Annotated in this window: 17 protein-coding genes and 1 pseudogene; 7 read left to right on the top strand and 11 right to left on the bottom strand. The window is 75.2% G+C overall.

Annotated elements, in window-relative coordinates:
• Positions 1–211: 211 nt before the first annotated feature.
• From moaC to GA0070609_RS28550, 4 genes are read left to right on the top strand one after another with little or no spacing between them, the layout of a single operon-like run.
• On the top strand, positions 212–703 hold the full coding sequence (gene moaC / locus GA0070609_RS28565) for a cyclic pyranopterin monophosphate synthase MoaC (protein ID WP_088996656.1): 492 nt from the start codon (positions 212–214) through the stop codon (positions 701–703).
• A complete protein-coding gene (locus GA0070609_RS28560) occupies positions 700–1,170 on the top strand; it encodes a MogA/MoaB family molybdenum cofactor biosynthesis protein (RefSeq protein ID WP_088996655.1) in 471 nt (156 codons plus the stop codon). The genes moaC and GA0070609_RS28560 overlap by 4 nt, the downstream gene beginning before the upstream one ends.
• A gap of 38 nt (positions 1,171–1,208) precedes the next feature.
• Positions 1,209–2,468 (top strand): molybdopterin molybdotransferase MoeA, encoded by a 1,260-nt coding sequence (locus tag GA0070609_RS28555; protein WP_088996654.1) that lies wholly within the window; start codon positions 1,209–1,211, stop codon positions 2,466–2,468.
• The gene (locus tag GA0070609_RS28550; protein WP_088996653.1) at positions 2,465–2,893 is read left to right on the top strand and encodes a molybdenum cofactor biosynthesis protein MoaE; all 429 of its coding nucleotides are present in this window, start codon (positions 2,465–2,467) and stop codon (positions 2,891–2,893) included. The genes GA0070609_RS28555 and GA0070609_RS28550 overlap by 4 nt, the downstream gene beginning before the upstream one ends.
• A gap of 40 nt (positions 2,894–2,933) precedes the next feature.
• On the opposite strand, the gene GA0070609_RS28545 is transcribed toward GA0070609_RS28550, so the two are convergent.
• Together GA0070609_RS28545 and GA0070609_RS28540 are read right to left on the bottom strand one after the other, a co-directional pair.
• Positions 2,934–4,379, bottom strand: coding sequence for a glycosyltransferase 87 family protein (locus GA0070609_RS28545; protein WP_088996652.1), 1,446 nt, complete (start codon positions 4,377–4,379; stop codon positions 2,934–2,936).
• Positions 4,380–4,594: 215 nt separating this feature from the next.
• Positions 4,595–5,140, bottom strand: a complete 546-nt coding sequence (locus GA0070609_RS28540) for a DoxX family protein (protein WP_088996651.1) — start codon at positions 5,138–5,140, stop codon at positions 4,595–4,597.
• Between the two features lie 133 nt (positions 5,141–5,273).
• Between GA0070609_RS28540 and GA0070609_RS28535 the strand changes: the two genes are divergently transcribed.
• Positions 5,274–5,819 (top strand): GNAT family N-acetyltransferase, encoded by a 546-nt coding sequence (locus GA0070609_RS28535; RefSeq protein ID WP_231928442.1) that lies wholly within the window; start codon positions 5,274–5,276, stop codon positions 5,817–5,819.
• Between the two features lie 104 nt (positions 5,820–5,923).
• On the opposite strand, the gene GA0070609_RS28530 is transcribed toward GA0070609_RS28535, so the two are convergent.
• The 3 genes and pseudogenes from GA0070609_RS28530 to GA0070609_RS35300 form a co-directional block, all read right to left on the bottom strand.
• Positions 5,924–7,165: an ATP-binding protein gene (locus GA0070609_RS28530; protein ID WP_088996649.1), complete on the bottom strand. Its 1,242-nt coding sequence runs from the start codon at positions 7,163–7,165 to the stop codon at positions 5,924–5,926.
• Between the two features lie 156 nt (positions 7,166–7,321).
• Entirely contained in the window at positions 7,322–7,738 is a 417-nt protein-coding gene (locus GA0070609_RS35085) for an LppU/SCO3897 family protein (protein ID WP_088998022.1), read from the bottom strand.
• Positions 7,739–8,405: 667 nt separating this feature from the next.
• Positions 8,406–8,690: pseudogene (locus tag GA0070609_RS35300) on the bottom strand (LppU/SCO3897 family protein); the annotation flags it as partial.
• Between the two features lie 675 nt (positions 8,691–9,365).
• Between GA0070609_RS35300 and GA0070609_RS28515 the strand changes: the two are divergent.
• Positions 9,366–10,394: an EamA family transporter gene (locus GA0070609_RS28515; protein ID WP_172899427.1), complete on the top strand. Its 1,029-nt coding sequence runs from the start codon at positions 9,366–9,368 to the stop codon at positions 10,392–10,394.
• Positions 10,395–10,436: 42 nt separating this feature from the next.
• Here GA0070609_RS28515 and GA0070609_RS28510 read toward each other — a convergent pair whose 3' ends face one another.
• The 5 genes from GA0070609_RS28510 to GA0070609_RS28490 all read right to left on the bottom strand — a co-directional run bounded on the left by GA0070609_RS28510 (position 10,437) and on the right by GA0070609_RS28490 (position 17,151).
• Positions 10,437–13,628: a UvrD-helicase domain-containing protein gene (locus tag GA0070609_RS28510; protein ID WP_088996647.1), complete on the bottom strand. Its 3,192-nt coding sequence runs from the start codon at positions 13,626–13,628 to the stop codon at positions 10,437–10,439.
• Positions 13,629–13,689: 61 nt separating this feature from the next.
• A complete protein-coding gene (locus GA0070609_RS28505) occupies positions 13,690–14,934 on the bottom strand; it encodes a metallophosphoesterase (RefSeq protein ID WP_088996646.1) in 1,245 nt (414 codons plus the stop codon).
• An 11-nt stretch (positions 14,935–14,945) separates the two neighbouring features.
• Positions 14,946–15,224: a MoaD/ThiS family protein gene (locus GA0070609_RS28500; RefSeq protein WP_231928440.1), complete on the bottom strand. Its 279-nt coding sequence runs from the start codon at positions 15,222–15,224 to the stop codon at positions 14,946–14,948.
• A gap of 2 nt (positions 15,225–15,226) precedes the next feature.
• Entirely contained in the window at positions 15,227–16,240 is a 1,014-nt protein-coding gene (gene moaA, locus GA0070609_RS28495) for a GTP 3',8-cyclase MoaA (RefSeq protein ID WP_088996645.1), read from the bottom strand.
• Entirely contained in the window at positions 16,237–17,151 is a 915-nt protein-coding gene (locus GA0070609_RS28490; RefSeq protein WP_088996644.1) for a fructosamine kinase family protein, read from the bottom strand. The genes moaA and GA0070609_RS28490 overlap by 4 nt, the downstream gene beginning before the upstream one ends.
• Positions 17,152–17,441: 290 nt before the next feature.
• On the opposite strand from GA0070609_RS28490, the gene GA0070609_RS28485 reads away from it, so the two are divergent.
• A complete protein-coding gene (locus tag GA0070609_RS28485) occupies positions 17,442–18,488 on the top strand; it encodes a DUF4192 domain-containing protein (protein ID WP_088998019.1) in 1,047 nt (348 codons plus the stop codon).
• A gap of 105 nt (positions 18,489–18,593) precedes the next feature.
• Here the strand turns inward: GA0070609_RS28485 and GA0070609_RS28480 are convergent, their stop codons facing one another.
• The gene (locus tag GA0070609_RS28480; RefSeq protein WP_088996643.1) at positions 18,594–19,526 is read right to left on the bottom strand and encodes an SMP-30/gluconolactonase/LRE family protein; all 933 of its coding nucleotides are present in this window, start codon (positions 19,524–19,526) and stop codon (positions 18,594–18,596) included.
• Between the last annotated feature and the right edge of the window lie 91 nt (positions 19,527–19,617).

Genomic DNA, 19,617 nt, shown 5'->3' with positions numbered 1-19,617 from the left:
CTCGGTGCAAGTTGCCCCCGGCACGGTGCACCCGAGAGGGCCGACGTGGGTAGCCGTTATCGCGGTGCCGGCGGCCCCATCTGGACAACCGGTAACGGCCCACCAAGCAGTGGATGAACTGCGAGGCGACGGGCCGCCACAATCCGCCGTGCCGAATTGTCCACCCGCATGCCGCCAACCTGCGCCGAACCTTCCCGATAGGCTCGCCCCCGTGACCGAACCCGCGCAGCTCACCCACGTCGACCCGGCCGGCGCGGCCCGCATGGTCGACGTCTCCGCCAAGTCGGTATCCGGCCGGGAGGCCGTCGCCGCCGGCCGGCTGCGGACCACCCCCGAGGTGATCGACCTGCTGCGCCGCGACGGGCTGCCCAAGGGCGACGCGCTCGCCGTCGGGCGGCTGGCCGGCATCATGGGCGCGAAGCGCACCCCCGACCTGATCCCGCTCTGCCACCCGATCGCCCTGCACGGGGTGACGGTCGACCTGACCCTCACGGACGACACCGTGGAGATCACCGCGACTGCCCGCACCGCCGACCGCACGGGCGTGGAGATGGAGGCGCTGACCGCGGTGGCCGTCGCCGGGCTGGCCCTGGTCGACATGGTCAAGGCGGTCGACCCGGCGGCCAGCGTCGACGCGGTCCGGGTGCTGCGCAAGACCGGCGGCAAGACCGGTGAGTGGCTCCGTCCGGAGGACCGGCCGTGATCCGGGCCCGGGTGATCGTGGCGTCCAACCGGGCCGCCGCCGGCGTGTACGCCGACACCAGCGGCCCGCTGCTCGTCGCCGGCCTGCGCGAACTCGGCTGCGAGGTGGCCGAACCGGTGGTGGTGCCCGACGGCGATCCGGTCGGCGTGGCGCTGCGGGCGGCGGTGGCCGACGGGATGGACGTGGTCGTCACCAGCGGCGGCACCGGCATCAACCCGTCGGACCGCACTCCGGACGTGACCCGGACGCTGCTCGACTACGAGATTCCCGGTATCGCCGAGGCGATCCGGGCGCACAGCCGCGACAAGGTTCCCGCCGCGGCGCTCTCCCGCGGGCTGGCCGGCGTCGCCGGCCGCACCCTGGTGGTCAACCTGCCCGGCTCCACCGGCGGCGCCCGCGACGGGCTCGCCGTGCTCGGCCCGATCCTCCGGCACGCCGTCGACCAGATCCGCGGCGGCGACCACTGACCCGCCCCCGGAGCGCGCCGCCCGGATAGGCTCGGCCGGTGAGCACGGACACCGCATCCGCCGCCGGCCGGGTCACCGCGCCGCCGCCGGCCGGCTGGGAAGAGGCCCGCGACCGGGCATACGCGGTCGGGCTGGCCGCCGCGCTGCCCGCCGAGCGCCGGCCGCTCGCCGAGACCGACGGGCACACCCTCGCCGAACCGTTGACCACCCGGACCGACCTGCCCGCCTTCCCCACCTCCAGCGTGGACGGCTGGGCGGTGCGCGGCGCCGGCCCGTGGCGGGTCGTCGGGCGGGTGCTGGCCGGCGGCACCCCGGCCCCGCTGACCGAGGACGGCACCACCGTCGAGATCGCCACCGGCGCGATGGTGCCCGAGGGCGCCACCGCCGTGCTGCGGGTCGAGGAGTCCAGCCGTACCGCCGACGACCTGGTCGACGGCGTACCGCGACCGGCGCCGGAGTGGCGTGCACCCGGCGAGGAGGCGTACGCGGGTGAGGAACTGCTGCCCGCCGGCACCCCGGTCGACCCGGCGCTGATCGGCCTGGCCGCCGCCTGCGGCCAGGACACCCTCCTGGTGCGGCGGCAGCCGCGGGCCGCCCTGCTGGTCTTCGGCGACGAGCTGCTCACCGAGGGCCCGCCGGCCGCCGGCCGGGTCCGCGACGCGCTCGGCCCGGCGGTGCCGGCCTGGCTGCGCCGCTACGGCTGCCAGGTGCGCCCGGCCGACGTGGTCGGCCCGGTGGCCGACACCCTGCCCGCGCACGTGGCGGCGGTACGGGCGGCGCTGGCCGACGCGGACCTGGTGTGCACCACCGGCGGCACCATGCACGGCCCGGTCGACCACCTGCACCCGACGCTGACCGCGCTCGGCGCGGACTACGTGGTCAACACCGTGGCGGTCCGGCCCGGCTTCCCGATGCTGCTGGCCCGGCTGGTCGGCGACGACGGCCGGGTGCGCTTCGTCGCCGGGCTGCCGGGCAACCCGCAGTCCGCCGTCATCGCCCTGGTGTCCCTGGTCGTCCCGCTGCTCGCCGGCCTGGCCGGCCGGCCGATGCCGGTGCTGCCGCACGCCACCCTCGCCGAGCCGGTGCCGGGCCGCGGCGACCACACCCATCTGGCGCTGGTCCGGCTGGACCGGGTCGCGAACACCGCCCACCCGGTCCGGCACGTCGGCTCGGCGATGCTGCGCGGGCTGGCCGGTGCGGACGGCTTCGCCGTGATCCGACCGAACGCCTCGGGTGAGCCGGGCGACCGGGTGCCGGTGCTGCCGCTGCCTTTGCTGCCCGGGGAGCGTGCCTGGTGACCGCCCCGACGACGACCTACGGCGGGGTCACCGACCAGCCGCTGGACCTCGCCGCGCACGAGGCCGCGGTCGCCGACGTCCGGGCCGGCGCGGTGGTCTCGTTCCAGGGCGTGGTCCGCGACCACGACCACGGCCGCGCGGTGACCAGCCTGGAGTACGAGGGCCACCCGAGCGCCGAGCGGGTGCTGCGCGAGGTGGCCGCCGAGATCGCCGCCGACCCCGAGGTGTACGCGGTAGCGGTGTCGCACCGGATCGGACCACTCGGCATCGGCGACGTGGCCCTGGTCGCCGCGGTGAGCACCGCCCACCGGGCGGCGGCGTTCGCGGCCTGCGCCCGGCTGGTCGACGAGGTCAAGGCGCGGCTGCCGATCTGGAAGCGGCAGGTGTTCGCGGACGGCACCGAGGAGTGGGTCAACTGCCCCTGACCGCCGGCCCCGCCCAGCGGCGGGCGTCCGGCGGCCCGGCTCAGCGGCGGGCGTAGAGCGTGGCCTGCCGGCCGAGCCGGTCGGCGTAGAAGACCGGCTCCGCGCCGGGCCGCCAGGGCAGCGCGGCCACCAGCACGATCAGCGCCAGCGCCAGCGAGTTCTCCATCAGGGCGCCGAACAGGCCGTCCTGGTAGTGCGAGACCTCGGGCAGCTGGTGCTCGTACGGCCAGATCGGCGAGACCAGGAAGAGCAGGTAGAGCCCGGCCGCGGCCACCCCGTGCCGCAGCCCGGTCAGGGTCGGGTACCAGATCGGCGGGCGCAGTCCGTTCACCCCGGGTGGCCCCCCGTACGACGACGCCTGCGCCGCCCGCTGGTTGAGGCCGCGGCTGGCCTCGCGACGGCGTACCGCGGCGTCGGCCAGCACGATGATGGCCGGGATGACCCAGATCAGGTGGTGCGTCCAGGAGATCGGGCTGATCACGTTGGCGGTGAGCCCGACCAGGGTGAACGCGGTCAGCTCGTCGCCGTCGGCGTGCGCGTTGGCGGCCCGGGACAGGCCCAGCGCCAGCATCAGCACGGCGAACGCCAGCCAGAGCAGGCCGGGCGTCTCGATCGAGTCGTAGAGGCGGGCGAGCAGGCCGGCCAGCGACTGGTTCGGCGTCATGTCCGCCGCGCCCACCCGCTCGGTCTGCCACAGCACGCTGCCCCAGTAGGCGCGGGACTCGGTGCCGACGATGGCGAAGGTGCCCACGGTCACGCCGATGGCGGTGCCGACGGCGGTGGCCGCCGCGCGCCACTGCCGGGTGATCATCAGGTAGCCGATGAAGAGCGCGGGGGTCAGCTTGACCGCGGTGGCCAGGCCGATCCCGGCACCGGCCCACGCGCCGCTGTAGACGAACCGCAGCAGCGCGCCGTCACCGTCGGCGGTGTGGGTGCCCCGGCGGGAGCGCCAGCGCAGGCCGATCAGGTCGGCCATGACCAGGGCGAAGAGCAGCACGTTGACCTGGCCGTAGCCGAGGGTCTCGCGGACCGGCTCGATCGCCGCGGCGAGCGGCACCGCGATGGCGACCGTGTACCAGAGCGGCCAGCCCAGCCGGTCGACGATCGGGCGCAGCAGCCCGGCCAGCACCACGGCCAGCGCGGCGAGGCTGCCCAGCGCGTTGACCAGCCCGGCCGCCTGGACCGGCAGGTGCGCCATCGGCAGCATGACCAGCCCGGCGAAGGGCGGGTAGGTGAAACCCAGGGTGGTGCCGGGTGCGATGAACTCGTACAGCTCATGACCGCTCGCCCACCACACCACCGCGCCGTGGTAGATCTTCATGTCGAAGAAGTTGTACGGCCGCCCGAAAGCGCCGATGGCGAGCCATGCGGCGTAGGCGACGGCGGCCACGATGCCGGTCCGTACGACTGTCCTACGATCGATCCCACGCGTTACGCGACGGACTGGGGCGAGGCGGTCCACCCGTCTTCCGACGGTCGCCGGCATGGCGTGGCCACCCCCGTACCAAGGTCGTCCTACCCGTCCAGGTCCAGTACGGAGCCTAGAACGGTGCCTCACGTTACTGCCTCCCGCGTTATGCGACCGTGTCCGATCCCACACATGTTTTTGATATTTCCACCGCGTTAACGCCTACCTGGCGGTTCAGGTGATTCGCGGCGTTGGGAGGGGTGAGACTGGTAAGGGGATGGTATAGACGCAGGTCAGCCCGGAAGTCGTCGGGCCGTCGAGGCGGACCGTACGGCGATCCGGGCCTCCCGGCGGGCGGTCCGGACGGCGCGCTGCACGGAACGTCGGGAGTGGCCGATGCGATGGCCGGTGCGCCAGCGCAGACCGGGCTTCCCCTCGGTGTCGGCCGCGGCCAGCAGCAGCCCGCCGAACAGACCCAGGTTCTTCAGGAAGTGGATCTGGTTGTTGTTCCGCGTCCCCGGGTCGTCGTTGTTCCAGAAGGGATGCCCGGCGATGGTCACCGGGACCAGGGTGCCGGCGAGGACCAGCGCCGCCGGCCGGGCGAACTTCCCGGTGGCGAGCATCAGGCCGGCGCCGACCTGGACCGCCGAGTTGACCTGGATCAGCGTCGTGGTGTCGGTGGGGATGCGGGGGTTGGCCCGCTCCAGCAGCGGCGTCACCCGGTCCGTCACCGGCTTGGCCGCCGTCACCAACCGCTCCGGGTTGACGAAGTTACGGGCCCCGCTGACCACGAAGATGCCGCTCAACATGGCTCGGGCGAGCGAGCGTACGGGTTTCATGGATCAGTCATACCCCGTCGCGGGCACGCCTACCCCGGCAACCGCCGATCCGATCGGCCGACGTGGACGTCACGCCACGCCGATTCGAGCGACCGTCGCTGATGGACCGGCCCCGCCGGGTAACGTCGCCCGCGTGACCACGCTGCGACTCCGCCCGGAGGATCCGGCCGACATCGGCTCGATCCACCGGGTGCTGGCCGCCGCGTTCGCCCGTCCCGACGTGGCCACCCCGCCCGAGGTTGGGCTGGTCGACGAGCTGCGCGGCAGCGACGCCTGGTTGCCCGAGCTGGCCATGGTGGCCGAGTACGGCGGTGAGGTGGTCGGCTACGCGCTGCTCACCCGGGTGCGGGTGCGCTCCGACGAGCACACCGCGCCGGCGCTGGCCCTCGGCCCGGTGGCGGTGGCCCCGCACCGGCAGCGGATCGGGCTCGGCACGGCGGTGGTGCAGGCGGCCCTCGACGCGGCCACCGAGCTGGGCGAGCGGCTGGTGGTGGTGCTCGGCGCGCCGGCGTACTACCGGCGGTTCGGCTTCGCGCGGGGCGACCGGATGGGCCTGACCAGCCCGTGGTCCGGGCTCGGCGAGCCGTGGCAGGCGCTGGTGCTGCCGCCGGTCAGCAGCGGGGACGGGCCGGCGCCCACCGGTGAGGTGCTCTTCCCGGCGGCCTGGTCCCGGGTCTGACCCGCTCGGCGCCTGGCAGCGCTCGTTCCGCCGGATCGCCGCGCCCACCGTTCCGGGCCCGGTAGCGCTCGTTCAGCCGGATCGCCGCGCCCGCCGGCCCCGGTTCAGGCCGGCTGGGTGCGCAGGTACCGGCCGAAGTGCGGGACGGTGAAGGCCACCGTGCCCCGCTCGCCGGAGTAGATCAGCCCCTTCTTGATCAGCGCGTCCCGGGCCGGCGAGAGGCTGGCCGGCTTGCGGCCCAGCGCCCGGGCGATCTCCGCGGTCGGCACCGCGGCGTCCATGTCGTCCCGGCCGCCGCCGTCCGCCTCGCCCTCGACCAGCGAGAGGGTGGCCATCGCGCGCATGTACTCGCGCTCCGCCGGGGTGGCCCGCTCGAACCGGGAACCGAAGAAGCCGACCGCCAGCTCCGCCTCCGCCTCGGGCGCGGCCACCCGGACGTCCGCGGCGGTGATCGGCGAGCGCGGGGCGTGGTCCCAGGTGGCCTTCCCGTACGCCTGCACGAAGTACGGGTAGCCGCCGGACTTCTCGTACAGCAGGTCGAGCGCCTTCTGCTCGTACTCCACCTCCTCGCGCTCGGCCGGCGCGCAGAGCGCCTGGTCGGCGGCGATCCGGTCGAGCCGGTCGATCCGCTGGTACCGGAAGAGCCGCTCCGAGTACGACTTGGCGGCGCTGAGCACGGCCGGCAGGTGCGGCAGCCCGGCGCCGACCACGATCAGCGGCGCCCCGAGCTGGGACAGCTCGTGGCAGGCGGCGCAGAGCGCGGAGACGTCCTCGGGGCCGAGGTCCTGCATCTCGTCGATGAAGATGGCGATGCCGGTGCCGACGTCGCTGGCCACCCCGGCGGCGTCGGTGAGCAGCTCGACCAGGTCGATCTCGATGTCGCCCGAGTCGGCCCGGCCGCTGGCGGCGGGGACGTCGATGCCGGGCTGCCAGCGGTCCCGCAGCTTCGGCGCGGCGCCACCCCGGCCGGTCGGCGCGGAGCGCTGGGCGAACGCCTTGAGCACCCCGAGGAAGGCGTCGATCCGGTCCGGCGCGCGGTGTCGCGGAGCGAGTTCGCGGACCGCCATGTGCAGCGCCGCGGCGATCGGGCGGCGCAGCGACTGGTCCGGCCGGGCCTCGATCTTGCCGCTGCCCCAGAGTCGGTTGATCGCCTGCGAGCGGAGGGTGTTGAGCAGCACGGTCTTGCCGACGCCGCGCAGCCCGGTGAGCATCAGGCTGCGTTCCGGCCGGCCCCGCGCGATCCGCTCCAGCACGATGTCGAAGACGTCCAGCTCGCGCCCCCGCCCGGCGAGTTCGGGCGGACGCTGGCCGGCGCCCGGAGCGTACGGGTTGCGGACCGGATCCACGCATCGCACAGTATCGGGCCGTCTAGCTGGGAGGCTAGACATCCGTAGATGGGGCTACCGCGTGTCGTGCCGGCGTACTGCCCGGCCGGAGCCGCGTCGAGACAAAACTAGGGCTGTCTAGCGTCCACGCTAGACAGCCCTAGTTTTCCCGATGGCCTACCGCTTCCGCAGGCAGAGCACGTAGTCGAAGAGGTCGACCGAGTTGTCGTGCACGTAGTGCGCGGTCGACCGGGGTGCGCGCGTCTTGCACTGATCGGCGTCCGTGGTCGCCGGCAGCCGCAGCAGCACCTCGTACGTGTTCGGGCCGCACGGCACCTTACGCAGCTCGGCGTCCTCGTCGGTGCCGTCGTTGACCACGCAGTCGCCCTTGGCGTAGTCGTCGTCGTCCTCGGTCGGGCTCGGTTCCGCGCTGCTCTCGTCCGGGCTCGGCTCGGCGGTCGGCTCGGTCGACGCGCTCGCCGACACCGACGGCCCCGGGCTCGGGTCGTCGTCCTCGGCGGCCTGGTACACCGCCCAGCCGGCCAGGCCGAGGCAGGGGCAGAGGACCAGCACCACGACCAGGCCGATGATCAGGGCGATCTTCCCACCGCCGCCCCGCTTCGCCGGCGGGGCGGGCGGCGTACCGAACTGACCGGGGGCCGGCGGCGGCGCGCCCCACTGGCCGGCGGCCGGCTGGACCGGCTGCGGCCCGGCCGGTGGGAACGGCCCGGGCGGCGGCGGGTAGCCGGCCCCGGACGTGGGCGGCGGGTAGCCGGCGCCCGAGGTGGGCGGCGGGTAGCCGGCGCCGGGCGGCGGTTGCCCCGGCCCGGGGGCCGGCGGCGGGTAGCCGGCGGGCGGCTGCGGCGGCTCGGCCGGCTGCGGTGCGCCCGCCGGCGGCTGGGCCCACATCGGCGTGGTGGGCGGCTCGGCGCCGCCGGAGACGGGTTGGCTCCACTGGGGCTGGGTGGGCTGCTCCTGGCCGCCCGCTGGCGGCTGGCCCCACTGCGGCTGGGTGGGCTGCTCCTGGCCACCGGCGGGTGGCTGGCCCCACTGCGGCACGGTGGGTTGTTCCTGGCCCGCCGGCTGGCCCCACTGGGGAAGGGTGGGTTGTTCCTGGCCGCCCGCCGGTGGCTGGCCCCACTGGGGCAGCGTCGGGTCGGCGGGCGTCGGGCCCTCCGGCCCGGCCGGCGGCCGCTGCGACGGGTCGTCCGGCTGGCCGGATGGTCCGTAGGTGGTCATCTCTCTCCCAGGGATGCGGTGTTCAGCGCTGCTTCAGGCAGAGCACGAAGTCGAGGGTGTCCAGCTCGCTGTCGAAGAAGTACCAGTTGGTGTAGCCGGCGACCTTGGCGCACTTGGCCTCGGCGTCCCGCTCGCCGCTGGTCGCGCCGTCGAAGCGGCGCAGCACCTCGTACGTCTTCGGGGCACAGTCGCTGATCAGCAGTTTGGGCTTGCCACCGGGTGCCCCCTCGTTGCGGACGCACTGGCCGGCCTTGACGAACCGGGGGTCGGCGGACGCCTCCGGGGCCGGCGCACTGGGCACCGGGCCCGCGGCCGTCGGTGCCGCGGTGTCGGCGGGGGCCGAGGCGGACGCCCCGGCGGCGGCGGTCGGCGGCGGGTCGTCGTCGTCCTGACCGAGCAGGTAGAGCACCGCCACCCCACCGCCGAGCACGAGGACCAGCACGGCCGCCAGCACCGCGAGCAACGGGCCGCGGGAGCGCGGGCGCTCCGGGGGCGGGGCCGGTTCCCCGGTGTACGGGGCGGCCGGCGCACCGGCAGCCGGATAGCCGGCGTACGACTGCTCGGCCGGCCGGTACGGGCCGGGCCCCGGCTCGCCGTATCCGGGGCGGTACGCCGGCTCCGGGGCGTGGCGGGGATCGGCCGGGTAGCCGGGATCGGCGGCGTACCCGGGATCGGCGGGCCGGTGCGGCCCGGACCCGTACCCGGGGTCGTAGGACGGCTCGGTGGGCTGGTAGGGATCGGCGCCGTACGGTCGCCCCGGCCGGTGCTGCTGGTAGGGATCCTCGGACCCGTCCCACTCGCGCCGACGGTCCGGCTCGTACGGCTCGTACGGCTCGTCGGGCCCCCGCCCGCGCCACGGGTCCGGGGAACCGCCGCCCGGTGGTCCGTAGTTGGCCATGCCGTCCTCCTGGAACCCAAGTGGTGAGAGGCCGGCCACCAACGAGGGACGCCGACGCCCAGGCCACCGTAGCGTGGTCCACCAATGAGCTCACCTCCGCCAAGTGCGTCCCCGTCCACCGACTCGGCCGGCCGGCCCGGACCGAGCGCCGCCGCCGGCGGCCGATCAGCCGCCGCGCCCGCGCTGATCTGGACCGCGCTGCTGCTGGTCTACGTCCTGTGGGGCTCCACCTATCTCGGCATCCGGATCGCCGTGGAGTCCATGCCGCCGCTCGCCTCGGCGGCCGCCCGGTTCGCGGCCGCCGGTGTGGTGCTCGCCCTGGTGCTGCGGCTGCGTCGCGGGCCGGGGGCGCTGCGGGTCGACCGGCGTCAGCTCGCCTCCGCCGCGGTGGTCGGCGTGCTCCTGCTCGCCGGCGGTAACGGGCTGGTGGTGCTGGCCGAGTCCGGGCCGCCCGGGGTGGCGGTGCCGTCCGGCATCGCGGCGCTGCTGGTCGCCACCGTGCCGCTGCTGGTGGTGCTGCTCCGCTCGGCCACCGGTGACCGCCCCCGACTCTGGACGCTGGCCGGGGTGAGCCTGGGCTTCGTCGGCCTGGTGCTGCTGGTGCTGCCCAGCGGTGGGACGGGCGCGGTACCGCTCGCCGGCGCGCTGACCGTGGTGGTCGGGGCGGCCTCCTGGTCGGTCGGCTCGTTCCTGTCCGGCCGGATCCGGATGCCCACCGACCCGTTCGTCGCCACCGTGTACGAGATGTTCGCCGGGGCGGCGGTGCTCGCCGTCCTCGCCGTGGGCCGGGGCGAGCTGCGGGGCTTCGATCCGGGCACGGTCACCACCCGCTCCTGGCTCGCCCTCGGCTACCTGATGGTGGCCGGCTCGCTGGTCGCCTTCACCGCGTACGTCTGGCTGCTGCACCACGCGCCGATCTCGCTGGTCGCCACGTACGCCTACGTGAACCCGGCGGTCGCGGTGGCGCTCGGCGCGCTGCTCGTCGCGGAGCCGATCACCGCGCAGGTGCTGCTCGGTGGCGCGGTGATCGTGGCCGGGGTGGCCCTGGTGGTGAGCACCGAACGCCCGCGCCGGCCCGCCGAGCAGGCGACCCCGGAGCCGGCCCGCCGCTGACGCCCGGCCCGAGCCACGCGCCGCACCGAGCCGCCAGCCGGGTCAGATCAGCCGGAGCTGGCGGTCCTTGGGGCGGCGCGGCTCGGTCTCGCCGAAGCGTTCGAACAGGCCCGGGTCGATGGCGTCGAGGAACGGGGACGGCCGGCACTCGCGTTCCGCGCCGTGCCGGGTGCGGCGGGCGGCGTGGCTGACGTACAGCCGGTCCTGGGCGCGGGTGAGGCCGACGAAGAACAACCGCCGCTCCTCGGCCACCGCGTCGTCGTCGGGCTCGCTGCCGGGCCAGCGCAGCGGCAGCAGCCCGTCCTCGCAGCCGACCAGGAACACCACCGGGAACTCCAGCCCCTTGGCCGCGTGCAGGGTGAGCAGGGTGACCGCCTCGGCCCGCGGGTCCAGGGCGTCCACCTCGGCGCCGGTGGCCAGCTGGGACAGGAACAGCGGCAGGTCGTCGCCGCAGCGCCGGGCCAGCGGGGTGAGCAGGTCGACCGCCGCCCGGACGTCCTCCGGGCGGACCGCGCCGGCGCCGTCCAGCGTCGGCACGGCGAAGCGTTCCGCCAGCACCTGGCCGGCCAGCCGGACCCGGGCGGCGAGCGAGCCGTCGAGCCCGCCGGCGTGCCGCAGCTCCCGGGCGATGGCGGCCACCCCGGGCCGGTCCCGCAGCCGGTCGTGCGAGCGCTTCTGCACCGGGATGTTGGCCCGGGCCAGGGCGTCCACGATCGGCGCGGCCTGGGCGTCGGTGCGGTAGAGCACCGCGATGTCGGAGAAGCTGAGCGACGTCGAGCGGCCGTCGATCCGGCCGGAGTCCAGCGACCGGTGGGAGAGCCCGCCGACCAGTTCGTCGACGGTGCGGACCACGAAGTCGGCCTCGTCGGCGACGGACGCCGCCGGGTAGCGGCCGACCAGCGGGGCCTCCGGGTCGAGCCGGGCCGGGTCCAGCCGCCGGCCGCGCACCAGCGACGACGGCGCGATGGCCTGCACCGCGGCGGCCAGGATCGGCGCCGACGAGCGGTAGTTGCGGTTCAGCCGGACCAGCCGGGCGTCGGTGAAGTCCTGGGAGAAGCGCAGGAAGTAGCCGACGTCGGCGCCGCGGAACGAGTAGATCGCCTGGTCCGGGTCGCCGATCGCGCAGAGGTTGCCGTCGGCGGGGCTGAGCAGTCGCAGCAGCTCGTACTGCACCGCGTCGACGTCCTGGTACTCGTCGACGAAGATCCACCGCCAGCGGTCCCGGTAGCGCTCGACCAGCGCCCGGTCCTCGCGCAGCAGCGCGACCGGCAGGGTGAGCAGCTCGTCCAGGTCGACCAGGCCCTGCTTGCGCAGCAGCGCCGCGTACCCGGCCTGGTCGTCGCCGGCCTCGGCGCGGGCCGCCGCCCGGTCGGCGTCGTCGGCGATCCGGAAGTCCACCGGCAGCCCGGCCGCCTCGGCGTGCTCCCGCAGGATGGTCAGCCCGAGCGAGTGGAAGGTGCCGACGGTGACGTCCTCGGCGACCGGACCGAGCAGCCCGTCGAGGCGGTGCCGCAGCTCCTCGGCGGCCCGCCGGGTGAAGGTGATCGCCAGGCAGTGCTCCGGGAAGACGTTCAGCTCCGCGCAGAGGTACGCGATCCGGTGGGTCAGCGTCCGGGTCTTGCCGGTGCCCGGCCCGGCCACGATGAGCAGCGGCCCGCCCGGCGCGGAGGCGGCCACCCGCTGCATCGCGTCGAGCCGGTCCAGCAGGCCGGTGCCGACCTCCTCCATGCCGGCGAGCATCGGCTCGAACGGCTCGTGCGGCGAGGGGGGCGGGGCGATCGGTGGCGGCGGTGCGCTGGCCTTCCGCTTCGGCTCGGCCTTGGCCGCCGCCGGGCGCTTGGCCCGCGGTCCGGCCGCCGGCTCCGCGGGCCTGCGCTGCGCCGGCACGGGTACGTCGAACAGCGTCTCGGCCTGCGTCCCCGGCGTCGGTCCGCCCAGCTCGGCCGGGTCGAAGAGGGTGATCACGCCGTACTCGCCGTCGTAGCCGGGGACCCGGCGCACCTCGCCCCGGCGTAGCCGGCCGATCCCCTCGGCGAGCAGTTCCCCACCGACCCGCGCGATCTCGTCCAGCGGGGTGCGGGTGAGGATCTCCAGCTCCGGGCCGAGCGCGGCGAGCAGGTCGTTGAGCTTCCCGTCGACCTTCTTGGACCGGGCGCCCACCTTGTTGATCTCGCCGAGGATCTCGGCGAGCGGCACCAGGTGGGTCACCTCGCGAGCCTGCTCGGGTCGGTGCCCGGCCGGGCGGTCGGCCAGTTCCTCGACCCGGCTGAGCACGCCGACGGTGAGCGGCTTGCCGCACTCGGGGCAGCGCCCGCCGGCCGCGCGGGTCTGCTCCGGGGCCCAGTTGACCCCGCAGAGCCGGTGCCCGTCGGCGTGGTACTTGCCCTCCTCCGGGAAGAACTCGATGGTCCCGGCGAGCCCGTCGCCGGTGCGCAGCGCGTCCCGGACGGCGAAGTAGTCGCGGGTGGTGGCGAAGACGGTCGCCTCCCGGGCCAGCGCCGGCGGCGAGTGCGCGTCCGAGTTCGACACCAGCCGGTATGCGTCCAGGCTGCCGACCCGCCAGTTCATCTCCGGGTCGGAGGAGAGGCCGGTCTCCACCGCGAAGATGTGCCCGGCCAGGTCGGCGTAGCAGTCGGCGATCGCGTCGAAGCCGGACTTCGAGCCGAGCGCGGAGAACCAGGGCGTCCAGATGTGCGCCGGCACCAGGTAGCCGTCCGGGCTGGCCTCCAGGGTGATCTCCAGCAGGTCCCGGGAGTCCAGGCCGAGGATCGGCCGGCCGTCCGAGCCGAGGTTGCCGATCCGGCCGAGCGCGGTGTTGAACCGGGACACCGCGTCCAGGTCGGGCAGGTAGATCAGGTGGTGCACCTTGCGGGTGCGGTCGTCCCGCTTGTAGATCGTGGAGATCTCCACGCTGAGCATGAACCGCACCGGGTCGGTTTCGGCCGCGCTGGCCAGCCGGGGTGGCAGCCGTCGGGCGATGTCCCGCTCCGCCTCCGGGCTGAGCCGGTAGAGGCCGGGCTCCGCCGGATGCAGCGTCTCGCGCAGGTGGTCGTACCAGGCGGGGTGGGTGAAGTCACCGGTGCCGAGCAGGCCGATGCCCTTGCGTCGGGCCCACCAGCCGAGGTTCGGCAGGGTCAGGTCGCGGCTGCACGCGCGCGAGTACTTCGAGTGGATGTGCAGGTCCGCGACGAACGGCGGGAGGCCACCGGGGGGTGCGGCGCTGAACGGAGGCACGCCGCATCCTGCCACGGCACGGCTCACCGCCGCGCGTCGCCACGCTCGGGGGTGAGCTGCGCTATGCCGAACGCAGCTCGACGAGGGTGATCTGCGGCTCGGCGCCGACCCGGACCGGCGGCCCCCAGAAGCCGGCGCCGTTGGTGACGTACACCTTGGTGCCGTCGACCTCGCCGAGGCCGGAGACCACCGGCTGCTGGAGCTTGACCAGCAGGTTGAACGGGACGATCTGGCCGCCGTGGGTGTGCCCGGACAGTTGCAGGTCGACGCCGAACTTCGCCGCCTCGACCGCGGCCACCGGCTGGTGGGCGAGGAGGACCACCGGGCGGGACGGGTCCCGGTCGCCCAGCGCCGCGGTGAAGTCGGCCGGCGCGGCCAGCCCGGTGCCGGCGGCCGTGACGTCGTTGACCCCGGCCAGGTCGAGCACGCCGCCGCGGGCCTGGATCTCCCGCCGGTCGTTCTGCAGCACCCGCAGCCCCAGCCGGTCCAGCTCCCGCACCCACTCCTCGACGCCGGAGTAGTACTCGTGGTTGCCGGTGACGAAGTAGCTGCCGTGCCGGGAGCGCAGGTCCCGCAGCGGCGCGGCGGCCTCACCCAGCTCGGCCACCGAGCCGTCGACCAGGTCGCCGACGACCGCGACCAGGTCGGCGTCCAGACGGTTGATCGCGGCCACGATCCGCTCGGTGTGCGCCCGGCCGCGCAGCGGCCCGAGGTGGATGTCGGAGACGGTGGCGATGCGCAGGCCGTCCATGCTCCGGGGCAGCTTGGCCAGCGGGATCTGCACCCGGTCCAGCTGCGGCGGGCCGAGCGCGGTGCGGATGCCGTACCCGGTGAGGCCGGTGGCGGTGAGTCCGGCGAAGATCGCCGCCCCCCGGGCCAGCAGCAGCCGCCGGGACGGGTCGTGGTCGGACTGGCCGACGGCGCCGGCGGCCGGCGGATCGGCCGGGCCGGCCGCGCCGACCAGGGCCGGCTCGGGCGCGGCGGCGGTCGGCTCGGCCGCCGCCACCCGGCGGCGCAGCACCAGCCTGGTCACCAGCATCGGCACTTCCAGCGCGACGAGCAGGACCAGCAGGTAGAACATGATCGCGAGCCAGAGGTAGCCGGGCCACGCCAGCCAGTACAGCCCGGCCTGGGTGCCGACCATGGTGGCCGGCACCAGCAGGGCCAGCACGAGCGCGCTGATCCCGCCGACCCGCCGCCAGCGCCCCGGCGTCGTGGTGTCCCGGACCAGCCGCTTCCACAGGTAGAGGTGGATCAGGCCGGTGATCAGCGCCAGGGTCCCCACGAAACCCAGCACTGCGAGCATGTGCGCCTCCCTCAGCCGCCCGCGAAGGGGGGCAGTACGTCGATCGTGGTCCCGGCCGGCAGCGGGGCCTGACGATCGTGGCAGGTCACCCCGTCCACCAGGAAGCTCGCCACCCGCAGCACGGCGGCGAGCCGGTCACCGTGCCGCCCGGTCAGTTCGGTGACGAGGTCGTCGAGGGTGCCTCCGGCCGGCACCGTCTCCTCGGTGCGGCCGGCGGCGGCGCGTGCCCCGGCGAAGTAGCGCACGGTCAGCGGCGGCAGCCCGGCGGCGGGCCGGGTCGGGTCGGTCACGGTCAGCCTCCGATGGCCGACATCGGCCGGGCGGGTTGCAGGAACGTCGGGTCGTCGATGCCGTGGCCGGCCCGCTTGCCCCACATCGCGGTCCGCCAGCGGCGGGCCAGTTCGGCGTCGTCCGCCCCGGCTCGCAGCGCCCCGCGCAGGTCGGACTCCTCGGTGGCGAACAGGCACGCGCGGACCTGGCCGTCGGCGGTGAGCCGGGTGCGGTCGCAGTCGCCGCAGAACGGCCGGGTGACGCTGGCGATCACGCCCACCCGGGCCGGGCCGCCGTCGACCAGCCAGGTCTCGGCCGGGGCCGCGCCCCGCTCGGCCGGGTCGGGTCGCAGGTCGAAGGTGGTACGCAGGGCGGCGAGGATCTCCTCGGCGGTGACCATGGCGGCGCGGTCCCAGCCGTGCTGCGCGTCCAGCGGCATCTGCTCGATGAACCGCAGCTCGTAGCCGTGGTCGAGGGCGAAGCGGAGCAGCGCCGGCGCCTCGTCGTCGTTCACGCCCCGCATCAGCACCGTGTTGACCTTGACCGGGGTGAGCCCGGCCGCGGTGGCGCCGGCCAGGCCGGCCAGTACGTCGGCGAGCCGGTCGCGGCGGGTCAGCCGGGTGAACCGGTCCGCGTCCAGGGTGTCCAGCGAGACGTTCACCCGGTCGAGCCCGGCGGCGCGCAGCGTGGGGGCGAGCCGGGCCAACCCGATGCCGTTGGTGGTCAGCGAGATCCGGGGGCGCGGTTCGAGCGCGGCCACCTCGGCGACGATGCCCACCAGCCCGGGTCGGATCAGCGGCTCGCCGCCGGTGAAGCGCACCTCGGTGACGCCGAGGTCGCGTACCGCGATCCGGACCAGCCGGACGATCTCCGCGTCGGTGAGCAGTTGCGGCCCGGCGAGCCAGGGCAGGCCCTCGGCCGGCATGCAGTACGTGCAGCGCAGGTTGCACTTGTCGGTCAGCGAGACGCGGAGGTCGCGGGCGACGCGGCCGTACCGGTCGACGAGGGGGCCGTCGGTCGGCTGGGCGGCAGTCACCTGTCGACGGTAGCGCGTGTCAGCCCGCCGAGGGCGGCCCGGGCGGCCCGGCCGACCGCATCGCGGTACGCGGCGCCGAACAGAGCGGTGTGCACCAGCAGCAGGTGGAGCTGGTGCAGCGGCACCCGGTCCCGCCATCCGTCGGCCGGCGGCCACGCCTCGGCGTACGCGGCGAGGATCCGGTCGAGGTGCGGCGCGCCGCCGAAGAGGGCGAGCTGGGCCAGGTCGGTCTCCCGGTGCCCGCCGTGCGCGGCCGGGTCGACCAGCCAGGCCCGGTCGTCGGCGCCCCAGAGCACGTTGCCCGGCCACAGGTCGCCGTGGACGCGGGCCGGCGGTTCGTCGCCGCCGAACTCGCCGATCCGGTCGACGACCTCCTCGACCAGGGCGACCTCGGTGCCGCTCAGCGCCCCGCCGTCGACCGAGCGGCGCAGGTAGGGCAGCAACCGGCAGCGGGCGAACCAGCTCGACCAGGGGCCGGGGTCGGGCGTGTTGTCCGCCGGGAGCGCGCCGATGAACCCGGGCCAGTCGGCCCCGAAGGCCGGTGCGCCGGCCCGGTGCAGCGCGGCCAGCTCCCGGCCGAACCGCTCGGCCGCCTCGGCGGTCGGCTCGCCCGGCTCGACCCACTCCAGCGCCAGCAGGTCGGGCAGCGCCACCAGCACCTCCGGTACGGCCACCGCGTCGGCCTCGCGCAGCCAGCGCAGACCGGCCGCCTCGGTGGCGAAGAAGCCCTCTGGCACCGGCCGCCCGGCCCGCTCCGGCCAGGTCTTGGCGAAGATCGAGTGGCCGTCGTCCAGGGTCAGCCGGGAGGCGGCACAGATGTCGCCCCCGGCCACCGGGGTCTCCCGGATCCGCTGGTGGGTCAGGAAGGTCGGCAGGTGGGACGGGTGCGCCCGCAGGTACGCGAGGTCCATGACGGCAAGGTAGTCGCTCGTCGCCGCCGTCGCGCCCACCCCGCCCCGACCGGCTCGCCGGCGTGGCCGCGGCGGCCGGGAGCGGGGCCGCGGACCAGGGCGGTGGCACCGGACGAGACGCCATGCTCCTGGGCGGTTCCGCTGTGATCGCTCCGGGCGCGCCGACGTGGCGGGTCACCGCGACCGGCGGATCGGGCCCGAGCAGCGCAAACACGGAGCGTAGCTGTGGATGAACCGCGTGTCGTCCACAGGGGCTGCCGCGCCGGGTGGCCGGCCCGCAGGCTGCGGACATGACCTCGACCGACCGCCCCCGGCTCGCCGTCCGTTCCCCCGCCGACCTGATCGCCGCCGTGCCGTACCTGCTCGGCTTCCATCCCGCCGACAGCGTGGTCGTGGTGGCCATGCGCGGTCGGCGGATCACCTTCGCCGCCCGGGCCGACCTGCCCGAGCCGGCGAGCGAGGCGGATCCGCCGGCCCGGCACCTCGCCGGGGTGATCGCCCGCCAGCAGGCCGACTCGGCCACCGTGATCGGGTACGGTCCGGCGACCCGGGTCACCCCGGCCGTCGACGCGGTACGCGCCGCGCTGGCCGGGGCCGGGCTGGCCGTGCTCGACGCGCTGCGGGTCACCGACGGGCGGTGGTGGTCGTACCTCTGCGCCGAGCCGGAGTGCTGCCCGCCCGACGGTTCCCCGTACGACCCGGGGGCGAGCGCGGTGCCCGCGGCCGCGGTGGTCGCCGGCCAGGTCGCGCTGCCCGACCGGGCCGCCCTGGTGGCGCAGGTGGCCCCGGTCGGTGGTCCGGTCCGGGTGGCGATGCGCCGGGCCACCGCCCGGGCCGAGCGGCGGCTGACCGACCTGCTCGACCAGGCGCCCCCGGCGGACCTGCTCGGCGGCCGGTCGCTGCGCGCTGCCGGCGTGGCGGCCGTACGGGCGGCGCTGCGCCGGCAACGTCGCGGCGAGCGGCTCACCGACGACGAGGTGGGCTGGCTGAGCCTGCTCCTGACCCACCTGCCGGTACGCGACCACGCCTGGGACCGCACCGATGGCCGCGACGCGGACATCGCCCTCTGGACCGACGTGCTGCGCCGCGCCGAGCCGGAGCTGACCGCCGCGCCGGCCAGCCTGCTCGCGTTCGCCGCGTGGCGGGCAGGGCAGGGGGCGCTGGCCGCTGTCGCGCTGGAGCGGGCGCTGACCGAGCACCCCGACTACACCCTCGCGGCGCTCCTGGACGACCTGCTCCGCCGGGGCGTACCGCCGTCGGAGCTGGACGGCTGGCCGGCGGTGGGCGAGCCCGGGGTGGTGCGCCGACGCGAGCGGCGACGTGGCCGCCGGCCCTAGCGTCACCGGCCGGGTGGGACCGGCCGCTGGCGCGGGTGGGGGCGGTCGCCCGGTGCCGGTCGAGGATCGCCCGCGCCCGGGTGCGGCCAGCGGTCGCGACGCCGGTCACCGACGATCGCTTCCGTCGGCCTGCGGGTAGCGGGCGCCGTTGACCGTGACCCGCAGCGCGTACACGCTGATCCCGGCGGTGAGGAAGAGGTGGTTGCGCTTCGGCCCGCCGAAGGTGAGGTTGGCGACGCTCTCCGGCAGCAGCAGCTTGCCGATGAGGGTGCCGTCGGGGTCGAAGCAGTGCACGCCGTCCCAGGCGGCGGCCCATACCCGGCCGGCGTCGTCCAAGCGGAGACCGTCGAAGCGGCCGTTGTCGCATTCGGCGAAGATCTCCCCGCCGGTCAGCGCGCCGTCGGCGGTGACGTCGAAGACGCGGATGTGGCTGGGTTCCTGCCGGGTGTCCGCGATGAAGAGCCGCTGCTCGTCAGGCGAGAAGGCCAGGCCGTTGGGCCGGCAGAAGTCGTCGGCGACGATCCGCAGCTCACCGGTGGCCGGGTCGAGTCGGAACACGTAGCAGGCGCCCCCGAACTCGCTGTCGCCCTTGTTGCCCTCGTAGTCGCTGAAGATGCCGTAGATCGGGTCGGTGAACCAGATGGTGCCGTCCGCGCGGACGACCACGTCGTTGGGGCTGTTCAACCGCTTGCCCTGATAGCGGTCGGCCAGCACGGTGACGGTGCCGTCGTGCTCCGTGCGGGTGACCCGTCGGCTGCCCTGCTCGCAGGTGATCAGGCGGCCCTGCCGGTCGACGGTGTTGCCGTTGGCGTAACCGGAGCCGTGCCGGAAGACGCCCACGGCGCCGGTGGTCTCGTCCCAGCGCAGCAGCCGGTCGTTGGGGATGTCGCTCCACACCAGATAGCGCCCGGCCGGGAAGTACGCCGGGCCCTCGGTCTTGCGCGAGCCGGTGTGGATGCGTTCGAGCACGAAGTCGCCGTTGATGTACTGGAAGCGCTCGTCGAGCACCTGAAACTGGGCAGGAATGGTCTCGGCCATCGCCGGCTCCTCACCGTTGCCTGATGGTATTCGGTAGGACGCTAGCATCGCCGAACGTGATATGGTCAACAAACGAGTTAGCTGACTCACG

Origin of the sequence: Micromonospora echinaurantiaca (genome assembly GCF_900090235.1) — a bacterium.
In the GTDB taxonomy this organism is placed as follows: domain Bacteria; phylum Actinomycetota; class Actinomycetes; order Mycobacteriales; family Micromonosporaceae; genus Micromonospora; species Micromonospora echinaurantiaca.
Note: the sequence above shows the minus strand (reverse complement) of the source record. Positions and strands in the feature narration are given on the sequence as shown.